16 protein-coding genes are annotated in these 25,368 nt (G+C 45.6%); 4 read left to right on the top strand and 12 right to left on the bottom strand.

The features are described 5' to 3' along the window. Positions 1 to 134 precede the first annotated feature (134 nt). From rlmB to VB118_10850, 11 genes are all read right to left on the bottom strand, one after another. Entirely contained in the window at positions 135 to 914 is a 780-nt protein-coding gene (gene rlmB, locus VB118_10900) for a 23S rRNA (guanosine(2251)-2'-O)-methyltransferase RlmB (protein ID MEA4833106.1), read from the bottom strand. Between the two features lie 373 nt (positions 915 to 1,287). Beyond that, a complete protein-coding gene (locus tag VB118_10895; GenBank protein MEA4833105.1) occupies positions 1,288 to 1,836 on the bottom strand; it encodes a hypothetical protein in 549 nt (182 codons plus the stop codon). A gap of 65 nt (positions 1,837 to 1,901) precedes the next feature. Beyond that, positions 1,902 to 2,498 carry a uracil-DNA glycosylase gene (locus VB118_10890; GenBank protein ID MEA4833104.1) on the bottom strand — a complete coding sequence of 199 codons (597 nt, stop codon included), beginning with the start codon at positions 2,496 to 2,498 and terminating at the stop codon, positions 1,902 to 1,904. Positions 2,499 to 2,513: 15 nt separating this feature from the next. After that, positions 2,514 to 3,869: an amidohydrolase gene (locus tag VB118_10885; GenBank protein MEA4833103.1), complete on the bottom strand. Its 1,356-nt coding sequence runs from the start codon at positions 3,867 to 3,869 to the stop codon at positions 2,514 to 2,516. Positions 3,870 to 4,166: 297 nt separating this feature from the next. Beyond that, the gene (locus VB118_10880; GenBank protein ID MEA4833102.1) at positions 4,167 to 5,900 is read right to left on the bottom strand and encodes an ABC transporter substrate-binding protein; all 1,734 of its coding nucleotides are present in this window, start codon (positions 5,898 to 5,900) and stop codon (positions 4,167 to 4,169) included. Positions 5,901 to 6,094: 194 nt separating this feature from the next. Next, the gene (locus VB118_10875) at positions 6,095 to 7,792 is read right to left on the bottom strand and encodes a DUF4080 domain-containing protein (protein ID MEA4833101.1); all 1,698 of its coding nucleotides are present in this window, start codon (positions 7,790 to 7,792) and stop codon (positions 6,095 to 6,097) included. Beyond that, positions 7,789 to 8,550 (bottom strand): Nif3-like dinuclear metal center hexameric protein, encoded by a 762-nt coding sequence (locus tag VB118_10870; GenBank protein MEA4833100.1) that lies wholly within the window; start codon positions 8,548 to 8,550, stop codon positions 7,789 to 7,791. Before VB118_10870 ends, VB118_10875 begins: the two co-directional genes overlap by 4 nt. Before the next feature lie 425 nt (positions 8,551 to 8,975). Beyond that, positions 8,976 to 9,698 carry a class I SAM-dependent methyltransferase gene (locus VB118_10865; GenBank protein ID MEA4833099.1) on the bottom strand — a complete coding sequence of 241 codons (723 nt, stop codon included), beginning with the start codon at positions 9,696 to 9,698 and terminating at the stop codon, positions 8,976 to 8,978. A 2-nt stretch (positions 9,699 to 9,700) separates the two neighbouring features. Then, complete coding sequence (locus tag VB118_10860; protein ID MEA4833098.1) at positions 9,701 to 9,904, bottom strand: DUF1858 domain-containing protein; 204 nt, start codon at positions 9,902 to 9,904, stop codon at positions 9,701 to 9,703. Between the two features lie 71 nt (positions 9,905 to 9,975). Continuing rightward, the gene (locus tag VB118_10855; protein MEA4833097.1) at positions 9,976 to 11,379 is read right to left on the bottom strand and encodes a hypothetical protein; all 1,404 of its coding nucleotides are present in this window, start codon (positions 11,377 to 11,379) and stop codon (positions 9,976 to 9,978) included. 41 nt (positions 11,380 to 11,420) lie between these two features. Beyond that, positions 11,421 to 12,038, bottom strand: coding sequence for a YigZ family protein (locus VB118_10850; GenBank protein ID MEA4833096.1), 618 nt, complete (start codon positions 12,036 to 12,038; stop codon positions 11,421 to 11,423). A gap of 261 nt (positions 12,039 to 12,299) precedes the next feature. On the opposite strand from VB118_10850, the gene VB118_10845 reads away from it, so the two are divergent. The 3 genes from VB118_10845 (at position 12,300) to VB118_10835 (ending at position 17,228) form a co-directional block, all read left to right on the top strand. Continuing rightward, positions 12,300 to 12,860: a DUF4358 domain-containing protein gene (locus VB118_10845; GenBank protein ID MEA4833095.1), complete on the top strand. Its 561-nt coding sequence runs from the start codon at positions 12,300 to 12,302 to the stop codon at positions 12,858 to 12,860. A gap of 88 nt (positions 12,861 to 12,948) precedes the next feature. Then, positions 12,949 to 15,204, top strand: a complete 2,256-nt coding sequence (locus VB118_10840) for a hypothetical protein (GenBank protein ID MEA4833094.1) — start codon at positions 12,949 to 12,951, stop codon at positions 15,202 to 15,204. Then, positions 15,201 to 17,228 carry an ATP-dependent DNA helicase RecG gene (locus VB118_10835; protein MEA4833093.1) on the top strand — a complete coding sequence of 676 codons (2,028 nt, stop codon included), beginning with the start codon at positions 15,201 to 15,203 and terminating at the stop codon, positions 17,226 to 17,228. Before VB118_10840 ends, VB118_10835 begins: the two co-directional genes overlap by 4 nt. Before the next feature lie 137 nt (positions 17,229 to 17,365). Here the strand turns inward: VB118_10835 and VB118_10830 are convergent, their stop codons facing one another. Continuing rightward, entirely contained in the window at positions 17,366 to 23,737 is a 6,372-nt protein-coding gene (locus VB118_10830; protein MEA4833092.1) for an InlB B-repeat-containing protein, read from the bottom strand. An 854-nt stretch (positions 23,738 to 24,591) separates the two neighbouring features. Between VB118_10830 and VB118_10825 the strand changes: the two genes are divergently transcribed. Next, positions 24,592 to 25,368: IS1595 family transposase (locus tag VB118_10825; protein ID MEA4833091.1), on the top strand; the 777-nt coding region annotated here is incomplete at its 3' end.

Raw genomic sequence — 25,368 nt, 5'->3', positions numbered from 1 at the left:
CGTACATGCATTGCATTCGCACGAATCCGTTTCCTCCTTGTGTTTTGAACGTCCGTCTTAAATGATCGTTTTTCATTTTCGGAAGTTTATCGTTATATTCTGTTCTGTCGCTTTATTCAAAAATGAATGATTAATTATGTGTCCGAGGAAGCCGCACAGATTTGTCTGTTTCTTAACGCCTCATACATGAACACAGCACCGGCGCAGGAAACATTCAGAGAATTAACGGCGCCGCGCATGGGAATTGAAATAACAAAATCGCTCTTGTCACGTAAAAGGCGCGACACTCCCTCTCCCTCACTTCCGAGGATCAGACAGAGCGGAAGATCGTAATCGGCTTCGCAATATTTTTTCCCTCCGGATTCGCACGCAAAAAGCCATACACCACGCTTTTTAAGCGTTTCAGCGGTTTCCGCAAGGTTTGTGACGCGGCATATTTTTAAATATTCGGCGGCACCGGCGGAAGATTTCATAACAGCGGCTCCGACGCCTGTCGCCCCGCGTTTAGGTATGATAATTCCATGCGCCCCCGCTCCTTCACAGCAACGTATTAATGCTCCGAGATTGTGAGGATCTGAAATTCTGTCGGCCATTATAAAAAACGGCTTTTCTCCACGCGTTTCCGCCTCGGCAAAAAGGTCGTCAAGCGAAGCATATTCTATTACGGCGGTATATGCGGCGACTCCCTGATGTGAATTTGCCGCACAGCCGGCCCGTACGCAGATCTCATCAAGCTTTGATTTTGACACCTCTGTTACAGGTATCTTTCTATCTTTTGCTTTCGCAATCAGCTCGATAACCGAGCCTTCACGCGTACCGGACTGAATTAGCAGCTTGTCAATCTGTCTTCCGGATTTCAGCAATTCGCGCAAAGCATTGCGCCCGACAACTATATCGGAGGTTTCCTCTGTCATTTTATAGCTAAAGAAGCCCTTTCTTACATTTATACAGACTTATTATAACACAAATCCGCTTTCTTGTATATATGAATTTCTGTCAAAATGAAAAAAATGCGGCTTTCGCGATGTGAAAGCCGCGGAAAATTATAAAAAAGGATGCGCAGCTTCTTTGAAAAGAAGCCTGGCAAGAAACTCTAATATTAGGTATACCAACATAAAATTCCTACATGGAAGTTTCCTGGGATTCTTAAGAGCCATTTTTCAAATGGGCTCTTAATCGGAGAGCGTAGCAAAGTGGGCTAAGCCCCGGAGCTTTATAATATCTGCCCAGGCGGCAATCAATGGATACTTAACTCCAAAATCAATGATTTGCGTTCGAAAATGGCAATTATTCAGTAGACATTATATATTTAATATTGAATGTATGGTATATCACATCGTCGGAATACAGCTTTCCTTTGATTTGCAACTGCAGTTTTTCGTTATCAGGTCCATACTCGACCCGAATATTCTCAATGACAAGCCTGCCGGATTCCGTTTCATACGTTTTTTCGCATGAAATGTTATGTGCTATGTTTTCGTATCCGGGTTTGTACGATCCGATATATTTTATTTCATCTGATATTTTAGATATGGGAGTTATCGGATCTCGATATTCATATGATTCATCCAGCGATATATCCGCAAGATCAATTTTCATATTAATTTTTACCGTATTGAAAAGCACTCTGCGGTATTTGATATCATATTTACATAATATCAGCCCGATAAATTCCGCAGCTTCTTTGCTGTAATGATCCGCATCCGTTGCCGGAGAAAGACCGCACTCTCCGCTCCAGCTACGCGGGATATGCGTCAGAATTAATACAACAATCATCAATGTCGCAAGAATGAAAATTACCGAACGAATTATGATCAGAACGATTTTCTTTTTCATGACTGCTCCGTTTAAAGTCGGTATAATATAATCATATCTATACCGTAACTAATTCGGAATTTTTACTATATAGAGTCAGAATGATTTTCTTCTTTCAATATTTTTTCAATATCCTTGAAGTCGTCGAGCATTTCCCCTTTTTTCCGCGGGTCGCGGAGAAGCGCCGCCGGATGATAGACCGCCGTTATAAGGCAGTCTCCTTTTTTAAACCACTTTCCGTGCTCCGAGGTTATTTTAAAATCGGGCTTTATTATCCGCATGGCAGCTATGCGTCCGAGGCAGACAATCAGCTTCGGGCGGATAATCGCAACCTGTTCGCGAAGATACCCGATGCATTCGTCCTCCTCCGCGGGCAGCGGATCGCGGTTATGCGGAGGGCGGCATTTCAATATGTTGGCTATGTATACATCATCAGCTTCAAGCCCTATAAAAGCAAGGTATTTGTCGAGAAGCTTTCCGGCGGCGCCGACAAACGGGATACCCGAAAGATCCTCCTTTTCACCCGGAGCTTCGCCGATGAACATCAGTTTTGATTCCGGCGAGCCTTTTCCGAATACAAGATTAATACGCGTTTCACCAAGCGGGCAGCGTTTGCATTTTCCGCATGCTTCCTTAAGCGAATCAAGCTTGATCTGCTTTTCTGCGGCAGAGAGAGTCTCCATTTATATAAACTCCGATCAGATATCTTTTATTGTAACTTGCGGTATATTAAGCTTTTTCGTATAAAACAATCCGTCGAGATAAGCAATATATTCTTCTCTCGTATAAACTGGGACAAATTCCGATTTAACCCGCGCCGCTAGCCGGCAGTCGTCATAAACCAGCTCTGCGCAGAGCTGGGCGAGAATTTTCGCAGGGATAATCAGGGATGCCGTCTTGTCAGAAAGGCAAAAGGTGTTGGTATGAGCAGAACCGGTCACACCGCCCATTGTGGGCTGAATCGTCGGTATCAAATGGCCGACGTCTCCTATATCCGAAGAGCCTATCATGTCGCGTCCCATATACAGCGAGGATTGCGGTATAAATTGCTTTGAAAGCTCATAGAAGCGTTCCGATAGAAGCTTGTCCTGCCTTAACGGCAGATATCCGGGCGTACTGACAACCGTGGCGGACGCTCTTGTTGCGATACACGCGCCGAGCACGGCAAGCGTGGCTTTTTCATCCGCGTCGGCAAGCGCCGACATATTGTACGCTCTTACCGTGTTTTCCATAATAACATTATCTGGCACGATATTTGCTGCGTCGCCGCCCTTTACTATTATCGGATGAATCCTGACCTTATCCTCGTCGCGGAAAGTTTCACGCGCGGCGTGCATATTCATCATTGAAAGCATTGCCGCGTTCAACGCGTTGATTCCCTCATAAGGCGCCGCTCCCGCATGAGCCGCTTTTCCTTTGAAGGTAATCGTCTTCATCACGAAGCCCAAGCTCGAGCCTCCGATATACGACGCGGCTGTTTCCTCTCCGGGCTGTGAATGGATCATCATACATATATCGCAGTTGTCAAATTCACGCTCATATATAAGCTGCTGCTTACCGGACAGATATTTAATTTTGCCTTCAGCAATTAACGAGCGGCGGTAATCTATGTCGATCATTTCCTCCGCGGGGACTGCGAGAAATGTGAAGCGCACTCCTCTGATCCTGTCTAATCCGCATTCGCGCAGAATCCTCATGACGCCGAGCATCACGGCGATCTGTCCGTTATGGCCGCAAGCGTGCGCGGCGCCTGTGGTTTTATCGGCAAAAGGATGAGTCGGGCATACGACGGCGTCAAGCTCACCCATCACGCAAATATTCAACGCGTCGGGCGAAGAATCTCCTATGCTTCCGCGCACTCCGGTGTACGCGACCTGCGCTTTTTCCAGCGCGCCGAAAGAATTGAATTCCCGTCTGACATATTCCGATGTCCTGAATTCCTTGTATCCTAGCTCCGGGGTTTTCAGAATATCTTCTGCTTTTTCCAGTATATATGCGGCGTTTCTGTCCGCCGCTTCTGAAATTTCTTTTTTTACCAGATCAAAATTTTTCATGTATATGATCCATACCTTTCCGCCGAACCGTAAACTTTTTCGGTTTTGGCTTACCGAAATGAGCTGTTAAACCGCAAAGGCAAATATTGCCCATTTTTAGGTTTATCTTTCAATCCTTTTTATTATTAACGCGGCAATTAAATAATCACCGCTTAAAGAGAGGAAAGGATTTGATATATGGGCTTTTATCTCTTAATAAGACAAGGATTATTATATTGCCGTTTTAATGACAAGGAATTCTTTAAAAACGGGAGAGAACCGAAAGCGGTTCTCTCCCGTGAACTTTTGTAATCGTTTTCAGGCAGACTTTGTATTCTCTTTATCTTTCGCATCCTTTTTTGCGAGATATGCCGCGTTCTTGTCCTTATAATTTTTAAGGACAGCATCCTTGAAAATGCGGGTGCCGAAGGCGGAATTCTTCAATCCGGTAAGCTCAGATGAAACAAGATACGAATCATAATAGAATACGAGCGGAGCGGCTGGCATATATTTTACAAACAAACCCTCAGCTGTATGTAAAAGCGAAGCCCTGTCAGCGCGGGTTGTAGCGGCGAGGACGGCATCGATAGCCGCGTCATATTCGGCATTTTCAAATCCTGTGACGCTCGGTGTGTATCCTTTACTGTTGTCTTCAACGGAAACCGGCTCGCCGGAATAACGAGTTGCAAACGGAGCGAGGAAGGAATATGCGCTCGTAGAAAGTCCCTGATAATCAAGAAGAATCATATCGAAATTGCCGGAATAAAGAGCGGCGGTATAATCTTTATCCGTCATTGCATTTACTGTAACGGTAACGCCAAGCTCTTTCCATGCGGATACACAATAATCGGCGACCGCTTTGTTTACTTCGCCTATTTTGCATGCAAGAGTCAGGGTGCCTTTAAGTCCGCCGGATGAAGCAAGCGATTTTGCTTTTGCTACATCGGCATTGGTGGAGATGATGTCTCCTCCGACACTTCTGAAGGAGGTTTTCATAGTTGAGTCAAAAATTCCGGGCGTTACAAATCCGGTTGCCGGCTTATTCGGAGCGCCCACGATATCTGCGATTTGATTTCTGTCAAGAGCGGTGCTCAATGCCTGTCTAGCCTCTTCCTTGGCAAGCGCGGGCTTTGTGCAGTTAAAGAAAACCGTCATAACGGAAAGCATAGCCTGTGTTTTCGCCGATGAGGCGTTTGCGGTATATGCAGCTTTATCAAGCCCGCCTACATAATATATTTCGCCTGCTTTAAGCATATCAATCTGTTTGCTGATAGGCTTTGTAAAATCTATGAGAAGACGAAGCGGCTTAACATATTTGATCGGGCTGACATCTTCTTCATCGTTCTCACGATATGCTGTCGCCTTTTCAATTACGCAGGAGGTCTTTTGGGTCATATCCTTGATAGTAAACTGTCCGTTGGTGGCAAGCTCTTCAAGTGTGGTGGCCCAGGTAGCCGCGTTGGCTCCGACGACAACATCGTCACGTATCGGGACAAGCGACGGGCTGGCGATAGCCTCAAGGAAGAGATTGACATCAATCTTTTTCTCAAACTGAATTTCGATAAGTAAGTTGTCGACAGAAGCGATGCCGACTGAATCTATCGACATATCTCCGGCCTTTACCGCTTTGGCATTTTTTATGTCATAAAGCAGAGCGGCAGCGGGCGATTTGGTTTCAGGTGAAAGGAGACGCTTCCATGCGTATACGATATGATCGGCAATAAGCGAGCGGCCGTCATTCCATTTAGACGGATAAAGCTCGATATAAAGGTAATATTCACCGCGTTTTTCGTCGAATTTGGTATACCAATTCTTCGCGAGACCTTTTGAAATGGTTCCGTCTTCTCCGACCACGGTGAGACCTTCATTTATAAGTTCAAGATATTTTACGGTATCCTTATCGTAAAGCGTGAGCGTGGGATCGAAATTTCTTTGTTCGGCGCCGAGATACAGCGGGATAATGGAACCGGTGTCCTCAGGGTCATAGCCGCATCCGGCGAGTACTGCCACAAACATTGCTGTGAGGAGCAATAACGCAGTAATTCTTTTCATGGAAAGCTTCCTCCTTGAAGTAGGCGTCAAAATCTTGATGCAAACGGGGTTATTACCCGATTACATTATATTATAACATCAAATTCAATATTAATCAACTTAAATTTATATATTCTTTGATTTGCACAATTTAAACATATTTTGTTGTAAAATATGCACAAAACCAAGACATCACATGATAGGATAACAGTTTATTAATGTACAATGTTTATATTTATCGTAAATAAATTTTGAATATCAGGATTATTTATGCTCATTTCAGAATTGAAAACGCTTTCTTTTTCGTTATATACGCGAACTGTTTTCTGAAGCCGAAAAACAGCGGCGCATGAGCTTCCGAATTTTCCTATATATAAATAAGCATTTCTTTCTTCCGGTATGAGCGCCCTGTATCTTCCCGCTTCTTCTTTTGTAAGCTTTTCATTTTCTTCCGGGAGCAGAAAATCGGGCAATGCTCCTGTGTCGGTCAGCAGAAACGCAAGCCGCAGAACGGGACGCAGTTTTTCTTCGTCAACACCATAAAAAATCAAATAATCGCGCAACTCTGAAAATGCCCGCCTTGTCGAAACACCGCCCGAAAGTGAGTCGGCTTCCGGTGTACGAGAAATAAGAAAGCGGTAAAAGCCTTCGTAAAAATCAAATGCGCTGCTGTTTTCTGATATTCCCTTTATTATTTCAGATGTCGTACCTGAACCGTAACGCGATACGAGCGTCTCAATTCCCCGTAAAGCACACAGCTCATTAAATGACATCGAAGCCGTCTCAAGCACGGTGTAAGGCGGGTCGGAACGGTATTTAATTCCGAATTTTTCAGCCTGGGTACGGAGCGGAGTACCTGGCAGCAGCTTTAAAAAGCCGAGTTGGAGCATATCACAGTGTCCGTAAAGTAAATCAAAAGCCATTCTGAACGAAGCATATGTCTCCATAGGCAACCCTGCGATAAGATCACAGTGCAGATGAATATTTTTAATCTCCGAAAGACGGTATATCGCCTCCGCTTCGGTATTTGCGTCGGGAAATCTTCCGACAGCCGAAAGCACCTCCGGATCCGCGCTCTGAAGCCCAGCCTCAAGTTGGATCTTACCGGGCGGAACCTCAGACAGAACGGAAAGCATCTCGTCGTCCACAAGCCTGGCGCAAAACTCAAACTGTACCGGGAAATCAAAATTCTCTTTGATTATCGCATCTGCGAGCCTTGCCGCTCTCTTTTTGTCAAAATTGAACGTTCTGTCGATAAATTTCAAAACGCGAATGCCGCGGTTTTTAAGCGGTCTTATTTCATTCATTACCTTTTCGGGATCGACCGCACGCACGGATTTGTTTCCGTTCTTCACCGAGGATAGGCAGAACGAGCAAGAAAACGGACATCCGCGCGACGATTCATAATATACTATCCTTCCTGACAAATCCTCCTCCGGATTATAAACACAGCTCCCGTCAAACGCGTCGGATGAATCCGGCGTAAAATACCATGTATCAGCTTTACCTTTAAATAAGTCATTTAGAAGCGTGCAAACCGATATTTCCCCTTCGCCCTCTACCACGGCGCCGACAGCCGGACATTCCTTCATAACCGGGAGACCGGCCTCCTTCTGGCCGCACATCTCGGGTCCGCCGAAAAATATAAAAGCATCGGGTATAAGCAGTTTAATCGCAGAGGCGCATGACATCATTTCAGCTTTGTTCCAAATATAAACAGAAAAACCGAATATTCTGCAGCCGGATTCGTACAACAGCCTTATAAGCGTTTCCGGTTTGTCGTTTATAGTTCTTTCTATCAGCGTAACGCCTGCGCTCGGAAACGCCGCGGCAATTGCACGGCGGATGCCTCTTATCGCAGGGTTTGTATGTACATAAGAGCTGTTCAAAGCGAAAAGGCATATATTCTTCAAGGTAAAATTATCCTTCCCCCAAGCTCCGGCTCGTCGAATATCTCTGTTTCAACGTATGGGCATGTCCTGATCACAAGCTCATTTAAAAGTCTCGGAGCGGATCTCTCGGTAAAATAGTGTCCTCCGTCGCACACGGTTAGTCCCGCGTCGGAAGCTGAACGTGATGGATGATATTTAAGGTCGCCGCTGAAAATCGCATGCGCGCCGGATTCTAACGCTATAGATATCTGATCGTTCCCGCTGCCGCAGCATACGGCTACGCGGGAAATCCGGCGGGAACCGGGATACAGCCTTACAGGTGCTCCTGTGGCAGCGGAACAACGCGCTCCGAATTCCTCCGGAGAGCATTCAGCGATATTTCCGACAAGCAGAATTTCCTCTTCTCCGAAAGGGAAAGCTCCTTCCATGCCGATAAGGCGGCCCAGCTCTGCGTTTATCCCGCACGGCGAGAGATCAAGCCGCGTATGAAGCGAAATTGCCGACACTCCGGCTCTGATAAGCAAGATGACGGCGTCAGATACGGGATCGCCGGCGGCAATTCTACGCGGCACATCGAACAGCAACGGATGATGAGTTAAAAGCGCGTCAAAACTGCCTGAACAGGCGTATGCCACGGCGCGCGGCGACGCATCAAGCGCACACAGTACTTTTTTAATTTGCCGTGCGGGCTCGGCACATACCGCGACAAGGTCGTTGTCCCACGGCAGCGGAGCAGAAAGCGCCGCGGCAAGCGCGGCGGCAAATTCATATGTGTTCATTCTTTATTACCATTATTATATTATATTTAGGGCTCCGCCCCAAACCCCGCTTAAGAGGCTCTTTTAAAAAAGAGTCCTTAAGAATCCCAGAAAATTTTAATTTGAGAGTTTGAGAATTGTTCTTTAGGGATAACCCCGCTTTCACAATAAATGCTCCGGCGTAGATTTTTACGGGCTTCGCCACAAACCCCGCTTAAGAGGCTCTTTTAAAAAAGAGCCCTTAAGAATCCCAGAAAATTTTAATTTGAGAGTTTGAGAATTGTTCTTTAGGGATAACCCCGCTTTCGCAATAAATGCCCCGGCGTAGATTTTTACGGGCTCCGCCCCAAACCCCGCTTAAGAGGCTCTTTAAAAAAGAGCCCTTAAGAATCCCAGAAAATTTTAATTTTGAAGATTTAGAATTGAGTTTCTTGCCAGGCTTCTTTTCAAAGAAGCCGCGCATCCCCGCATTCCTTGACCAGCTTGTCGAGAACAGCTGAAAGCTCTTCTTCTACCGCGGGCAATTTCTGTCCCGCTCCGGCAAGACCGTCGGCGCGCCGCGCAGCAGCCTTTTTCAATTTAAGAAAATACTTCAAAGCAAGCGCGTCACGCCTTGCGGCGGAAGCTCCTATATATGCTTCGACCTCAGAGCATTCTCGTTTTATTCCGTCATAAGTACACAAAACAACAACATATATTCTGCCGTCCTCCGACGCAAGCTCCTCAGCTTCGATAAAGAATCCGGATCTATAAAGATATTGGCGAAGCCTTTCAGCTTTTGTCATCGGCTGCAGAACAAAGCTTGTTTTGTCCGGTTTCAAGCTTCCGGAAGAAATCGCGCGGGAAAGTATTTCCGCAATTGTTTCTCCGCCCATACCCGCGATGACAATAACATCCGGGCGATATCCCATAACACCGGAAAGCCCGTCGCAAAGGACCGCTATGGCATTTTTATCAAGTCCGCGTTCCGTAAGCGTGGTTATACCCGCCGAAAGCGGACCGGGATTTATATCGCTTATCACGGCAGATCCGGCACATCCGGACGATAAAAGATAAGCAGGCAGAAGCGCGTGATCCGTTCCGACATCGGCGAAAACACGGCATTTTGAAACAAGCCGGGCGCAGGCCGCGAGCCTTTCACCCGGCAAGGTATAATTTTTAGCTTCCAAACTTATTTGTCTTTGAGATATTCGTTTATTTTCTCGACGAGCTCGTCAGGATCCATTCCGTGAACCTCGCACGCTTCCTCTATGGATTCTCCTCTCGCGGACGGGCATCCGAGGCAATGCATTCCCATTTCAAGAAAAAACTTACCTATGCCGCCGTCCAATTCCAGAGCTTCTCCTATAAGAGTGTCTTTTGTAACTTCCTTCATTATTATATACTCCTTATAAATTATTTTAATGAACACCGCAGGTTTTGGCTGGCTTTTCAACTGCTAAAACCTCAGTAGACATTATATACGAAAACTTGTTTTACGGCTCCGTTAAGAGCCTCCGCGGTTTCCGCGTCGAATATTTCTCCGGGAACTATCGCCGGTATCCCGGGAGGATATACGGCGTATACATCGGCGCATATTTCACCGACCGCTTTGCTCAATCCGACACAGCGTTTCGGAGCAAACAGCATTTCATATGCCGGAGCACCCTTTAACGGAATATGGCGTCTGTAAATGCCGGTCGCGTTCGCATCCGCCCCATTCACGCCGACCGGTTCCGCGCGGAATTTCGGCGCCAATCTGCGTAAAACCGCCGAGATTCTCTCAGCGTCCGAATAGGAAAAGCCGAAAAAGGGAATCATCACAAGCGCGTCCGGAGAAAACATTTCGGCACATATCCCTTCCGAATAAAGCGCGGAATAGAGCTTTCCGAAGTCATAATTTCCGAAAAGACTGAGCCTTAATGCGTCGTATTCAGTTCCCTGATATCTTTTAAAATTAAACAGCTCACATATACTTTTTCTGAGGTCATCAAGAGCTCTTGCCGAATCGGTAAAGCTGCGGCATATTCCGCCCTCATCGGGATCAATACCGGCGCGGATGCCGGCAAGAGCCGAATCAATTGAAGCAAGTATTGTAAAAGACGGGCTTGTTGACGAAAAAAGCCGCATATACGACAGCAAATATTCCCTTATTTCCTTTTGCGTTCCAAATCGTGTCATTGCCAAGCCTATATGCAGCGCGGCGCCTCCGGTCATCACAGGCAGTGTTTTATGAAATGAATCCACGACAAAATCGGCGCCGTTATTTAAAGGATGAAGCTTTTTTTGGCGGGTAAAAGCGATATGTGATGCGTGTGAATTGTCCGCTATCGATATAACCCCATGCCTTTGACATAAAGAGCATATGGCGGCGGAATCCGCAAGCTCTCCGTAATATGATGCGCTTGTATATACCAGTATATCCGCTCCGAGTACCTTTTCTTCGGTAAGCTCATCAATAAAAAACCATTCCGGATCAATTTCAAGCAGCGAAAGCACATTGATTACACTTTTATGCGAGACCCGGTCGCATAAAACGCGCGGATTCCTCCTGCCGCAAAAACGAAGCGCCGCGGCAACAGCCGTCTGTATGCAAAGTGTCGCGCCGCCGCAGGAATAAAGCGAATCGAGCGCGCCATACATATCGGCACACATATGTTCTGAGCGTGATATCATTCCGTCCGGCTTTGGATCAAGCAGATTATCGGTGTCGCAAAGCTCGGTATAATCGAATTTAAACAAGCTGTCCGGAATTCCGTCGGAATTTCTGCCGCCGTGTCCGGGCATGTGCATCCTCATTTCGTTCTTTCCGGCTTTTTCGCAAAGCGCCTTTAAAATCGGTGCGTCAATGCTGTCTATAGTTATAACCATGCCTTTCTGTTTGATGCTATTCTTGTTTATAAACTTTGCTTTTATGCGATGGCAAATTTTTCACCGGTAACGCGGGGTGAAATCCTTCCGCCGGAAATATCGGCCAAAAAAAGTGAAAAAGCTTCAAAGCCTCTTTCCGGGCAGAGTACACGGAATGTGACGAGCTCGCCGAAGACCGTGTCGGAAACAGCATAACCGCGTTTTTCAAATTCATATTTAAGCTTTCCGGACAGCGAATAATCACACGGTACATCGACCGTAAGGTATTTTTCAAATACCGCCTTGCCCGCAGCCTCAATTGCCAGACCGGCCGCGCGCGAATAAGCGCGTACAAGCCCGCCGGCCCCAAGCAAAATACCTCCGAAATAACGCGTCACAACAATTGCCGCGCCAAAAAGACCCTCACGCTTTATAACCTCAAGGACAGGCGCTCCCGCCGTCCCCGACGGTTCGCCCGCGTCAGAACAACGCACGGCGTTTCCCGTGCGGTTGACATACGCGAAAACATTGTGCGTGGCGTTATTATTTTTCTCGGATACTTCCGATATAAAGCCGCGTGCGTCAGCTTCGGTATCTATCGGCTTTATATATGATATAAACACCGATTTTTTCTCGGTGAATTCTGCGCTCGCTTCTTTCGCGGCTGTAATATAAGGCATATCACTCCGAATTTGATGATTACGCGGCATTCATAATTATTATATATCATCTTGTAAAAGAATTATTTTTGAATACCGTTTTGCTATTGCCATTGATATTATACCTTCCCATATCATTTCTGTCAATAAAACATGGCGCAAAAAATTAAACGGCTTTCAATAATTAAGATTGATTTTTACGCGGGTGTGTGTTATCATACTATTATAAAGTACATTCTTCACCTTAAATAAATCAGCTTTCAGAAAGGCACTGTTACCTAAATGAAAAGAATCAATTGTCTCATTCTCGCCGTTATTTCGGCGTTCTCCGTTTTCGCTTTTTCCTCTTGTTCCGAAAAAGCGCGTGAATCCTCAGCCACGCCGTCAGAAATTCTCACCGCCGCCATTGCTTCGGCAAAGTGGGACAATGTCCAATATACAAAGGCATCTATGGACGCAATGGAAAGCGACGACCGTGAATCATTAATTTCCATTTTTTACGGAGACCTTGAAAATAACATTCCGGATATGTCTCTCTTTTCAGACTATGCCATGTCGGTTCCCGGCGGAGAAGCAAGCGCCAACGAGGTAGGAATTTTTAAAATCGCCGCGACCGACGCGTCAGCTTTCGACACCACAAAGCAAACAACCGAAGCCTTTATGAAGCTGCGCGCAAAAAATGTCTCCGACATCTTCCGTGGCTATGACGAAGCCTCTATGAAAAAGGCGGACAATGCGCTTATCGGTTCTTTTGGCAATTATGTTTACTATATCATGTCCGATAACAACGCGGAAATAGAAAGCATAATTAAATCTCAGATAGAAGCAAAATATATCGCCTGATTTTCTTCTGGTTGATTATTAATAATTAAAATTCGCGGGCGGATGCTTTTGTGTCCGCCCGACATTATCAAAACGGGATATCGGAAATATGAGCTTTCAAAATGTATTTATAAGCGAAATTCATCTTATCCGCTTTGCGGGAAAGCGTGATATCATAATTCGTCCCGATGAGAAAACAAATATTTTCATCGGGCATAATTGCTGCGGAAAATCATCCGTATGCGATTTCATACGTTTTATGTTCTACGGTGTGGACGGGCATTCCGACATTTTTCCCTGGAACGGCGATAAACGCATGAACGGTGAAATGACCATATGCGCCGACGGTGTACGGTATGTTATAATCCGCACTGCCACCGAAATTGAGGAACGCGTCAAAGTAACTGATAAAAACGGAACGGCCATAGAAATATACGAAACCCCGGGAAAGTTTTTCCTCGGACTTGATTCGTATATATATGACCGTACAGTTTATCTTCCTCAAAAGCAAAACAACCTGGTTCAGCATGATCTGACCGATCCCGCGACATCTCTGAAAGCGCTTGACTCCTGGGCGGAAGCGTTTTCCGACAAAGACGGGGCGGGCATTTATTCCGAATACAGGCGTGTCCTTGAAGAAAGAAACTCGCTTATGAATGAAGATAAATCAGGCGAGATCGACAGGCTTCTTTCGGAACGCCGTGAATTTGACAGCCGTTCACAGCAGCGCGGTATGAATAAAACCCGTGAAGAGGAAACGGTACGCGCATTGGAGGACGTTCAAAAACGTATGGCCGCCAATAACAGGCGTATGGTCATTCTGAAAGCGGACATGAAAAATTATGCCGATGATATCAAGCTGATAGAAAACGCAGAGAATGCCGGCAGCCTTAAAAACGAGATACAGCAAATTGAAAAACGTCAAAAGCTCCTCGCCTTTGAAGCTAAAAACGCCTTTACCGGTATGACTCGTGATTCTCTCGCCTCTTTAAAAAATGATTACTCCGCATACAGCCGTCTCGACGCGGATTTCCGCGAAGCAAAAGGAAGCTGCGACCTGGCCAGAGAGAATCTCGAAATCAACCGTAAGCTTTTCCCTGAAGACGGTCAGGCGGAGGAAATTGAAAACGCCCGCGCAGCTTTGGATACAAAGCGCAGCTTTAAAAACCTTTTCTCGGCGTTTTCTCTGCTATTTTTACTGATCGCCGTATTCGCTTTCGCGTTTTTATACTTTTATATGGAGAAGGAACTCATCTTTTCGCTCCTTATTACGGCGGCGGTAATTATATTTTCCGCAATCCTCGGCATCTGTTCTTCTCTGTTTAAAAAAGGTGCGAAAAACATTCTCTCTTCTTTGAATCTTGATACGCAAAACGAATTCGATGATCTTTGTGAACAGTTCAATTCATATAAAAAATCCGATGATATATACAGTGAATCATTGGAAAAGGCTGAAGCTGAATGCCGCCGGCTTGAAAATGAAGCGGCATCCGCTCTCTCAAGTATCCGCCGCGATATAGGAGCCGCGGAAAACGCCACGCTTGAAATTTCCCTTTCCGCTCCGAAAGCGCCGCTCAGCGCGTCCGAGACGCTTGCCAAAGCGGATTTGATTATGTCCAAATACGACGCTCTTTTCGAATGTGAAAACAGCCTCAATGCCCAGCGAGAGCAATACCGCGCGCTTCTCAGTACAGATATTAAGAAAGACACGCTTGAAATAAGCGATGAATTCGCCGTGCTGGAGCGCGAGCTGTCATTTCTGACTCATCAGAATGACGTTCTTTACGAAAAGCAGAACGAGCTTGAATCAAAGCTTGCAGCTATCAAAGCGGAATCGGAAAAACTCGGTGACATCTCGTCTCTTGTTACAAAGAATGAGAACGACATGCTGGGGCAGCTTGAAAAATATCGCGCCGTTCAGCTCAAATGCGATTCTCTTGCACGCGAAATAGATCTTTTCGAAGAGAAAACGGTTCAGCCGGTTTCTGCGCGGGTAAACGCTCTTATTTCCTTTGCGCTCAAGCCCGGCGAAAGCTTTGTCCTCGGAGAGCACTTTGAACTTAAATATAAAAGAGGCTCTCAGACACTTCCCCTGTCAAAGGCGGGCGGCGGACTTACGGAGCTTGCGATGATTGCGCTTCGCGTTGCTTTTTCCGAACAGCTTTTAAAATCCAAGGTACCGATGATATTCGACGAAAGCTTCATCTATATCGACAAGGACAACGCAAAGCGTCTATGCCGTATGCTTGAATCCGATTCGCATCAAATATTATTTTTCACATCCTCCGATAACGACTGCGCCGCATATTTCAAGGATCCGAAAGTATTCGGAGATATCGTATTCGGTGAAACCAGACGCGCATGAAGCCTTCCTTCCGTTTCTTCTATGACAGTCCGCTGACATCAGTTAACGGAATCGGGAAGGTAAAAGCAGAACATTATTTAAAGCTCGGGGTCACGAATGTCTCCGAGCTGCTGTTTTTGTTTCCGCGTTCATACAGAATCAACCGTATAATCAATCTGGCTGAAGCGCCGGAAGGAAAAACATGTGTCTTCTGCCTCACTGTTGCTTCAAGGCCTTCATTATTCAAGATGAAAAGCGGTTTAAAGGCCGTCAGATTTTCGGTCTTTGATGACTCCTCGCGGGCGGTTATAACCTATTTCAACAATCCATATATAAAAAACAGCTTTTCCGTGGGAGACAAGCGGTATTTCACGGGAGCAATCAAAAAGCTCAACGGCGTCCGCTACTTAAGCTCTCCCTTGAGCGAAAAGGAATTTAACCCGTCGCTTCCATACCGCCCCGTTTATCCCTGCGTTGAAGGAATAAGCTCGCGCGAGACGGAAAAATTCATCGGCTTGGTACTGGGAGAAACGGACTCTGTCATTTCGGAAACCCTGAGCGCGGAACAACTTTCACGTCTTGGATTTATGGGTCGCGCGGACGCCGTCCGCGCCGTTCATCGTCCGCAAAGCGAAACGGAGCTTAAATCGGCTCTCAACAGACTGGCGTTCGACGAATTCTATGATTTCGCCCTTAAAATGCAGAAATCAGGAACAGAGCGTACAGCCGCCACTGCTATCCCGATGAATCCCGTCTCGCTGGACGGCTTTTTTTCCGCGCTGGGCTTTGCTCTTACCTCCGCACAAAATAGAGTCATATCCGAAATTCGCTCCGATATATGCCGGAATCCTTCTTCGGATAAGCATATAAAGCCGATGAATCGCCTTTTACAGGGCGATGTCGGCAGCGGAAAGACCGCCGTCGCCTTCTGCGCGGCTTTTACCGTATTAAAAAACGGATATAATGTCATGCTGATGGCTCCGACGGAAATTCTCGCGTCACAGCATTATGAAAAAGCTTCCGCTTTATTTTCAAAAATGTCCGAACCGGGATTTGAATGTATTTTAATAACCGGCTCCACTCCGGCATCAGCGCGTAAAAGATTTTTATCCCAAGCCGCGTCCGGACAGCGTTTTTTTGTTTTCGGCACGCATGCGCTGATATCCGACTGGGTAAACATATCTGACGTCGGGCTTGTCATAACCGACGAACAGCACCGTTTCGGCGTCCGTCAGCGCGATATGCTCGCGGAGAAATCCGGCGGAGGACATATTCTTTTAATGTCCGCTACTCCGATTCCGCGCACATTAGCCATGTTTTTATATGCCGATCGCGATATATCGGTTATTGACGAGCTTCCGCCGGGTCGAAGACGCGTGCGTACCTTCCTCTGCGGCGACGATATGAGAAAACGGATCGACGCGCTTATAATTAAGGAAGCCACATCCGGGCACAGGACATATATCGTTTGCCCCGCCATAGAACCGGATGATGAAGATACGGGAGCGGAGCTGTGCGATGCGGTATCGCGCCGGGATCAGGCGGCAAATGCTCTGCCCGGACTGAGGATCGGACTGATGCACGGAAAAATGAAGCCGTCAGAAAAAGACGGCATAATGCGCGAATTTACTTGCGGAGAGCTTGACGTGCTTGTTTCAACCACGGTAATCGAAGTCGGTGTCGACGTGCCGGAGGCGACTGTTATGATCGTCGAAAACGCGGAACGCTTCGGTCTTGCACAGCTTCATCAGCTGCGCGGACGTGTCGGGCGAGGAAGCGCGGAGTCTTTTATGATTATGTTTTCTTCGCATTCCTCCGGACAAAGCGAATCAGAACGACTTAATAAGCTATGCGAGGAATACGACGGGTTCAAGCTGGCCGAATTCGACCTCGCGTCGAGAGGACCCGGTGATTTCTTCGGAACCCGTCAGTCCGGACAGCCGGTATTTGCTCTCGCAGGTCTTGCCGACGCCGGTGTCATGGCGATGGCGAAGGCCGAAGCGGAAAGAATGGTAAATATACCGGAAAACGAGGAGATACATTAAAAACGCATAAAGGTATTAAGGAACGCGGCTTCTTTGAAAAGAAGTCCTGGCAAGAAATTCGATTTTATATCAACAAACAGCGCCGAAGCTTTAAAAAGCCTCTGCGCTGTTTGTTTTTATGATATGATACGCGATAATTAATTTATTCTGACATGGGCCACAGGCGTATCTGCAACATTCGAAAAGCTGTAATAATTTCCTGCCGGATCTGTGAACAGCATGATTACCGCCCCGTTTAGATTATAACCCGCGGAGCTCACTTCCTGACCGCTTTCAACGAAGCGTATTTCTCCGACCGCGCACACAGCCGCGCGCCCTGTGCTCTCGTCGATCCAGTAAGCCTCAAAGCTGCCTGTAAAATCGTTGAAACTGATCATTCCGTCAGCCCACAAAACCGGCATATCGATAGAGGAATCAGATACTTTTAGCGTGATTTGCGACGAACCGGAGAACATGGCATCTCCGGCAACATAGACACCTTGCTCCGTTGTGACCGTTATGGCAGAATTCTGAACCGTAAATACGGCGAGAGCAGAGAAAGCACAACCCTCGCAATCGATGTTGAACACACTGTTTCGTATTACTAATGAAAGCATCATTGTCGAAAGCCCAAAGCCGTCCGAAGTGATATTCACGTTTGAATTCAGGAAGCTGCATACAATCTGTTCTTCTCCGCCAGTATCCCCTGACAGTACATATACATAACTGTCGTCATTGTCGATGCCGTTATCGGCGGAGATCGTCAAATGCAGCGTGTCAAAGGTGAGGTCGTTAACGCTGTAAATCAACGTACTTTCGATCGAATCGAGCTGCATCGAGGCATTTTCATCCGAGCCAATAAATGCCGCGGGACGCTCGATACGCATGGTGCTCCTGTATTCAGCTGTGTTCCGGAAGACGCAGCTTCCCGTGATATGTACTGTTAATGCACTTACACTTTTGGGAACATTGATAACACCGTCCATATATTCATAGCCGCCGGACAGATTGAGACCATTGAAGGTGACGTTCGTGACAGTTTCGGAAACAATAACATAAACCGTGCTGCTTGTTCCGCTGAAGGTCAGTCCGTTTCCGGTTATCGTCAATACGGGAATATAAACTCCCGAATTGTAGGTTTCCATCATACTATAGGTATAGCCTGCGATACTGCCAACACAGATATCCTCTGTCACTCCGTTTTTAGTCACATTGATTCCGCTTGCCGGCAAAGTCGCGTTCTTGGATATCGAGCGATAGGCCGCCGTATATGTACGGTTGTAAGCCACGGTTTGACCAGCCGTGAGTGCCGGCGACCAGCCTGTAAATTCATAACGGAAATAATCGTTTTCCGGTATGGAAGGATCGTCAGGCGGAACGATCTCATCTCCATAGTGATATGTTTGGCCGATTGTTTTCACGCCGCCCGCAAACGAACCGCTTCCCGCGTCAAATGTGATGGAATAGTTGTAATAAACGGTTCTGTATCTTGCGCTGATCGTCTGGTTTCCTGAAAATGTCGCGGGAAAATCGGCAGACCAGCCGTCAAACACATAATAATACTGAGCGTAATTCGTCTCCCATACAGGATCGCTTACCGAAATGTTCGTCGGATCTCCATAAGCGCCGACGAATGTTTTCACATCCGTTCCATTCGCAAATTTACCTCCTCCAGCAATAAGAGTAACGGTGTAAAGCACATGTCCGTCCTGCTCATAAATTGCGGTAAAGGTCATATCTCCATGGACAGTGACAACTCCGTTTACGCCATATACATTTCCGTTCTGATCACGCCAGCCGGCAAGTTTGTAGATATAATAATTATCGGCGGATTTATATGCACCGTTTGCAGAGGAAAGATCAGCGTTCGCTCCATAGGAATACGGAAGAGAATACTCGGTGATTCCGCCTCCGAATTGACCTTCTCCAGCGTCGAAAGCCACGGTGTATGTCCTCGCAGAGGAACTCCAGTTCGCCACATAACGCACTGAATATTCCCCGTTATAGATGCTCCAGGAATGGAAAGTGTAAACTGTATCATCCGTATATACATGAAAAAACTGCGAGTTTGAGGCAAGGAAGTCGTTGATAAACGTGATATATTCGCTGTAGCTCCCCGTCATGGTCACAGTGGATGTCCCTCCGCTGAATTGGCCGACAGAAGTCTCAAACGTTGCCGTATACTGAACCGGATGGGGTGTATACATCGCATGGAAAACAAGGTTTCGGTTTACATTTACAACTGAATCGCCGTCCCAGCCACCGAAGGTGTAATAGGTTATATTGTCTCCGGTACATACCGGCACGGCGGAAGTCAGCTCTGATAAAATATACTGCCCAGCTTTGACCGAGACGGTTTCGCAGTCCTTCCCGTTATAGCTTCCCTCGCCATAGTCGAAGGTCACATTGTAATATTCGGCATATACCGGACGCAGAGTCCAGTCGGAATTCATCCCGTAATCCTTCGATTCATCCCACTTTACAAAATCGCCGCCGGAAACTGAGGCTTCCCAGTATTCAAACCGGTATTTATCGTTTCCCGAGGGATGAGCGGGCTTTGTATAAATCGCGGCCGGCAGATTTCCGATATTAACCGTCTCTGTTCCCAAAGTATTTCCGTCGGCGTCGAGAACGGTCGCAGTATATGTTTTTATTTTAACGATCAGCTTGTATTTTTTACTTTCAGTCACCGGAGGCAGACCGTCATATGTATAATCCGCAATTCCGTCTCCGTTTTCATCCCAGCCGAGTATATCACAGCCGGGATAAACATTGTGTTTGGTCGGCGCAGGAATCTCATCATAAAATACATTATATCTTGTTTCATCCTGGAAAGAAACCGACATATCCTGTCCGAAAACACGGTATCTCATAGAAGGATAAACGAATGTGATCTGCGGAGCGATATAATCATAATTTGCCACTTTGAGTAGCATTGTGTTCATCGTTTTTTGATTTTCATAAAATTTTTCACAGCATTGCTTATATGTACCGGAAAAGCTGAAAACCGGAGCCGTTGTATCATAGCCCGTATATGTCATTCCCAGCATATCGGCACACACTATGTCATTTTGCGTGATCGTGTCCGTTTTCATTGTCTTAGTCGGATACGGATTCAGAAAACGGTAATCGCTTCTTAGCCAGTTTCGGAACTTTCTTAACTGTCCGGTAGACAACTCCTCCGGACTCGGATCCGGAGCGACTGAATCCTTTTGGCATGCGTATATTTTATACTGCCATACCCGGTCATGTACGTACATATACGACACAAGCACCTGAAGCATACTCATATCGACTGTATACACAGTATCTTGCCACATGGCATTGCTCCAGTCGTTTTCATAACCGGTAACTTTCGCGTAATCTGTATATTCAGACAAATCATATGCTCCGGCGACCATTCCCGCAAGCACCGGCTTTGTAAGCAGGACAGTCTTTTCTCCGTCCAAATTCAAAACATATGTTGCGGTCACTGTATCTAAATTATCGATCTTGCTTGCGTCTACACCCGGATCGATCCATATGATTTTAATTTCATTATAGGTATAGCCTTTTTTCTTTGTGCTGAAGCAGAGATTGGAACCGCCGTAATAAATTTCCACCGTAGCATCCAGGCGCTGTGTATTAACCGGCACAAAAACACCCTGATGCGACGTGTCGAAAGCAAACTGAGCGACTTTCAGATTTTCTTTATCGTTATCATCTATATAGAAAAACGGATGAGAAAAACTGAAATAGAAATTTTTCAGCTTAGAATAATTGCCCTGAACAAGCTGACCGGTGGTCAGATCAAGCATCTGTACCTCCAGCAGCCCTCCGCCGCCAAGCGGATATGAATTTGCATTCATTATAACAGTGTTTCCCGCGTTTTCAAAGCTGTAAAGAACATATCTGTCCCCGAGAGAATAGAGCGGGAATTTTTTATCGAGTAAAGAGCATTCCGCTTTTACTTTAAAGATCTTCGACTCTGCGAAAATACTCAGTTCAACATAAATACCGACCTCCATATAAATACCGCCGTTTATGTTGATATTAGGCGAGGCATTTTGATTGTTCTTCAATAAATGCAGCTGTAAAAAACCGTACAGATCCATATAGGCTCCCACTTCTCCGGTAAAGCCCACTCTGCCCACGTCTTCAAGGCCCATGAAATTCGCGCTTAACGTAAGTCTTATACCCGCTTTTACTCCCAGATATCCGGCGCAGTATAAATCAAAGCTTTGACGTCCGTCACCCTCGAGCGAATAATTGTACTCCTCGGTATCCTTGCTTCTGCCTCCGCGTATGCCGATGCGGTTCGCAGACATAAGCGTGCTGTTCGCCGAAAGGCCGACAGCGAGATTCAGACGGACAACGAAATCCATGTCCAATTTTATCTGAACGACCGGAACAGGTTCTTTTATATTAAATGTATGCTCATACAGATCGATTTTGGCGAGATCGATATAATCGCCTTTTGATCCAAGAACCTCGCTGATTATTCCCGGCACGGCGGAATTGTCTTCCGAAACATTATCAATCAGATTTTGTATTTCGTCTGTGATATTGATAAAATCGCTGTCTTCACTGACCGTTTTTACAAGTATGTTGAAGCTGACCTCGGTTTGCGAATAGGTGTCGAGCCATACGTCATAATCGAATTTTACAAACGGTTCCCAGTCAATGTTTTTTCCGACGGAAACCGTGATAAATTCTTTAAACGTAAAGTCGGCGTCTACCTGAACTTTTCCGCTGATAACGGTGTTGTAGGCAAACTGAACCGTCAATACAAGCCATGTGTTTGAAGCCGCGCCCGGGAAATTCGTATTCTGCGCCGTACCGACGGATGCTGTAATCGTCAGGCCGCTTACAAGGGCATCGACTGTAAGATTGAATTTATCGTTGTTTTCAGTCGGCGCCGCAAAAGCAGATGACGACATCCCCGCAACAGTTCGGCTTTCACCGAGCGCCGCCGCGAGAAATTTAGTAAATTTCAACGTGCTTTCGCTGTTTTTCAGCGTTTGCTCTATTTGTTTTGTATCCAGAGAGTCAATGTATTCCTCAGGATCTATGATCTCTGTTAAATGGACGTCAAGTTTATTGTAAATATCTTCTATATTGCTTGGTTCGGTAATAAGCAGAACACGCTGCGGATCAGATCCTTCCGCCGCTTCGCAGCTCAGAATATTACGCAGCTTTGTCTGTTCATCGAATTGCCCGTTCCACAGGCAGATCGTAACGCCTTCCGCAATTCCCTTCTGCTGTGCGAATGCGGCGGTCAGGCTATATACGCCGTTTTCATCATCTTCGATGTTCACGTCGCTCCAAAGAAGATATACGATTTCGTCGTCTCTTGCGACATCATAGGTTTCCGGCTTGAAAACACTGAAAGCAATCGTCCTGACTTGTTCTTTTTGGTCGTTAAAAGAAACATCATAGTCGGACAATGTCATTTCGTATGTATCTCCGGGGGTGTAATACGGTTCTTGCGGCGTAATTGAATAAACGTCTCCGCCTATGCTCGTTACGTCAAGCCCGGGAATTTCATCGCATTCATCCTTGATCGTTATGTAATCATCGATGTTCTCTTCGGTAATTGTTTCTGAAGATAAAACCTCAATTGCTATATCATTATCGCAATCTTTTATAAATTTGACCGAATCCGTGTATTCCTGATAATTATAATCTCTCTCTGTATATGACGCATACAACGTCATATTTTCCGATACCGGAACATCGGAATAAAACTTTTCAGTTAGGTTTTTGTCTTTATACCAGCCTGTAAAGACATAGTCATCCTTGAGAGGAACCGATACATCAGAAAGCTCGCTGCCGCTCGTTACCAAAACGGGAGATATCTCACTGCCTCCGTTTGTCTCAAAGCTCACCGTAAGCTTTCCGTCAGATGAAAGAATAGAAATCCGGACGGCGATTTTCTGTTGCTTCCCGCCGATTGTCACAGTCTCTTCAACAGTAAAATCCTTACCGCTTGTTTCTGCCGATACCGGAAAAACATTTATGTTAGGTATCAGAAGAGCGAAGCAAAGGAAAAGGGACAATATCTTGGGAAATATCTTTTTTAAAGAGGAGACTAATCCGGATGCAGAATTACACGATGGAGAACGGCATGTTCTTCTTCGCATAGTTAATAAATAAGCAAAAATACCTGCCGCAAGCATAAAAGCGATAAGCAAAGCCGTATATCCGTCTCCCGTTTTAGGTACGTTGCCCGAATTGTCATTCTGAGCTGTAAAAGAAACGTCCAACGTTTGCCCCGCCGCGAGGTTGATCGTTTTGGGCTCATCGGATTTCACCGACATTCCTTCCGGCAAAAGCAGCTCCAGATTCACATTGGATACCGCGAAGTCGTTCGTATTTGTTACTGTAACGATAACCGCCACATCTTCATTTACCGAATAAACGCTCTTATCCGTTGTCAGCTTTACCTGTAATCCGTTCTGTGTCTGTGTCGCCGCCATTGCTGTAAACGGCATCAAAAAAATCAGCAACGCCAAACAAAGCAGAAGGCCGGTCATCCTTTTTGCAAACATTATAGCTCCTTAAATACTATGTATAAATTATTTACTTTTTATTATAGATATTATATTATGATTTTAATATTTTGTAAATAGTCTGTACAAAATATTTATTAACTCGGCAATTAAATAATTACTGCTTAAAGAGAGAAAAGGCTCTGGTATATGTGCTTTTCTCTCTTATAAAATAAGGCTTATTTAATGCCGTTTTAATAATTACCGTTTTAATTTTAATAATCAATGAAGCATCCCGACCAGTTTGTCCCTGCGGTTTTTGACTGGCTTTTTAACACGAACGCAGATGAGTCTTTGTGCATTAACAGCCGCATAAAAACCTTCTATAGATTTCATCATTAGTCAGTCCCAGCTGTCGCAAGAAGAGATGCTAACATTCCCTCCCGGTAAGCTTTCTCAGACTTGAATTTCCTCTCAAATCGGGATATAATCGGACTTTTTAGACGGCGGCAAACCAATATACAGAAACATCTTCAACGGTAAGTAGCATTATTATTCAATAAACATTGTTTTAGCATAAAAACAGCCGCAGAAATTCTGCGGCTTAATTTTATCAATATCCGTTTTAAACACCGTTATGTTTTATTCTGTCAACAATATTTTTCCGCTCAATCCCATATTTCATAGCGATATCACGCGCATGACTTTTTCCATCAGGTTCCTTTTTAATTATTTTATAACTTCTTGTTCCATCTGCGCTTTCGTCCATCTGAGCGACAAGAGACACTATTTTTCGGCAATTATCATATTCTTTTATATGCTTATCCCTTTAACGCAGCTAGGAAAGTCCTGAATATAGGACAGCTGATATGATATAATAGAGCCATAACAACGAGAAAGAGTGAAAAAGCGTTATGGCAAAGAAAAAAATTATGTCGCTAATTGAGTTTAATGAAAAGTATGGAACTGAAGAAGCTTGCGAAAATCATCTTATCGAACTACGGAAAAAGAACGGCATGGTGTGCCCAAAATGTGGTTGCACAGAGTTTTACTATATCGGAAGCCGCAAGCTATTCCAATGTATGACATGCCGCAATCAGATTTCGTTGACAAGCGGCACGGTTATGCACAGAACGCATCTTCCGCTCCGTACTTGGTTTCATGCTATCTACTTTCTCGTCTCCGACAAACGCGGATGCTCCGCTTCACAGCTTGCCAAGCTGCTTAATATTGGATACAAAACTGCTTGGTTTCTGCTTCACCGTATCAGGTATGCGATGTCAGAACGTAACAGAAACTATATGTTGTCCGGGATTGTCGAGGTCGATGACACATATTACGGTAGCACGAAAAAAGGTTCAAAAAGAGGCATAGGAACTGATAAAATCAAGATTGCTGTCGCTGTTTCAAAAGATGAGAACGGTAAGCCGAAATACGTCCAAATGAATGTCTTAAAAAATCTCAAGGGTGTTACCGTGGGGCAGTTTGCGAGGGAGCATATAAAAGAAGGTTCTATTGTAGAAAGCGATGCGTATCAAAGCTATCGAAAGCCTCTAGCAAACAGGTATTTCCACAAATTCGATGTGTTCAATGCAGACAAAGACATGTTGAAATGGCTGCATACGATAGTTGGTAACGCAAAACTATTCATTGATGGTACTTTCCATGGACTGGGCGGAAAGTATATTCAA

The sequence above is a fragment of the Oscillospiraceae bacterium genome, from assembly GCA_034925865.1.
Classification (GTDB): Bacteria; Bacillota; Clostridia; order Oscillospirales; family SIG627; genus SIG704.
The sequence above is the reverse complement of the archived record's forward strand: the minus strand, read 5'-3'. Positions and strand labels throughout refer to the sequence as shown.

Bases quoted from the DNA above. Each gene is read 5' to 3' on its own strand.
- VB118_10880 (MEA4833102.1), bottom strand. From the start codon at position 5,900: ATGAAAAGAATTACTGCGTTATTGCTCCTCACAGCAATGTTTGTGGCA.
- VB118_10840 (MEA4833094.1), top strand. From the start codon at position 12,949: ATGAGCTTTCAAAATGTATTTATAAGCGAAATTCATCTTATCCGCTTT.
- rlmB (MEA4833106.1), bottom strand. From the start codon at position 914: ATGACAGAGGAAACCTCCGATATAGTTGTCGGGCGCAATGCTTTGCGC.
- VB118_10850 (MEA4833096.1), bottom strand. From the start codon at position 12,038: ATGCCTTATATTACAGCCGCGAAAGAAGCGAGCGCAGAATTCACCGAG.
- VB118_10855 (MEA4833097.1), bottom strand. From the start codon at position 11,379: ATGGTTATAACTATAGACAGCATTGACGCACCGATTTTAAAGGCGCTT.
- VB118_10885 (MEA4833103.1), bottom strand. From the start codon at position 3,869: ATGAAAAATTTTGATCTGGTAAAAAAAGAAATTTCAGAAGCGGCGGAC.
- VB118_10860 (MEA4833098.1), bottom strand. From the start codon at position 9,904: ATGAAGGAAGTTACAAAAGACACTCTTATAGGAGAAGCTCTGGAATTG.
- VB118_10845 (MEA4833095.1), top strand. From the start codon at position 12,300: ATGAAAAGAATCAATTGTCTCATTCTCGCCGTTATTTCGGCGTTCTCC.
- VB118_10895 (MEA4833105.1), bottom strand. From the start codon at position 1,836: ATGAAAAAGAAAATCGTTCTGATCATAATTCGTTCGGTAATTTTCATT.
- VB118_10890 (MEA4833104.1), bottom strand. From the start codon at position 2,498: ATGGAGACTCTCTCTGCCGCAGAAAAGCAGATCAAGCTTGATTCGCTT.
- VB118_10830 (MEA4833092.1), bottom strand. From the start codon at position 23,737: ATGTTTGCAAAAAGGATGACCGGCCTTCTGCTTTGTTTGGCGTTGCTG.
- VB118_10870 (MEA4833100.1), bottom strand. From the start codon at position 8,550: ATGAACACATATGAATTTGCCGCCGCGCTTGCCGCGGCGCTTTCTGCT.
- VB118_10835 (MEA4833093.1), top strand. From the start codon at position 15,201: ATGAAGCCTTCCTTCCGTTTCTTCTATGACAGTCCGCTGACATCAGTT.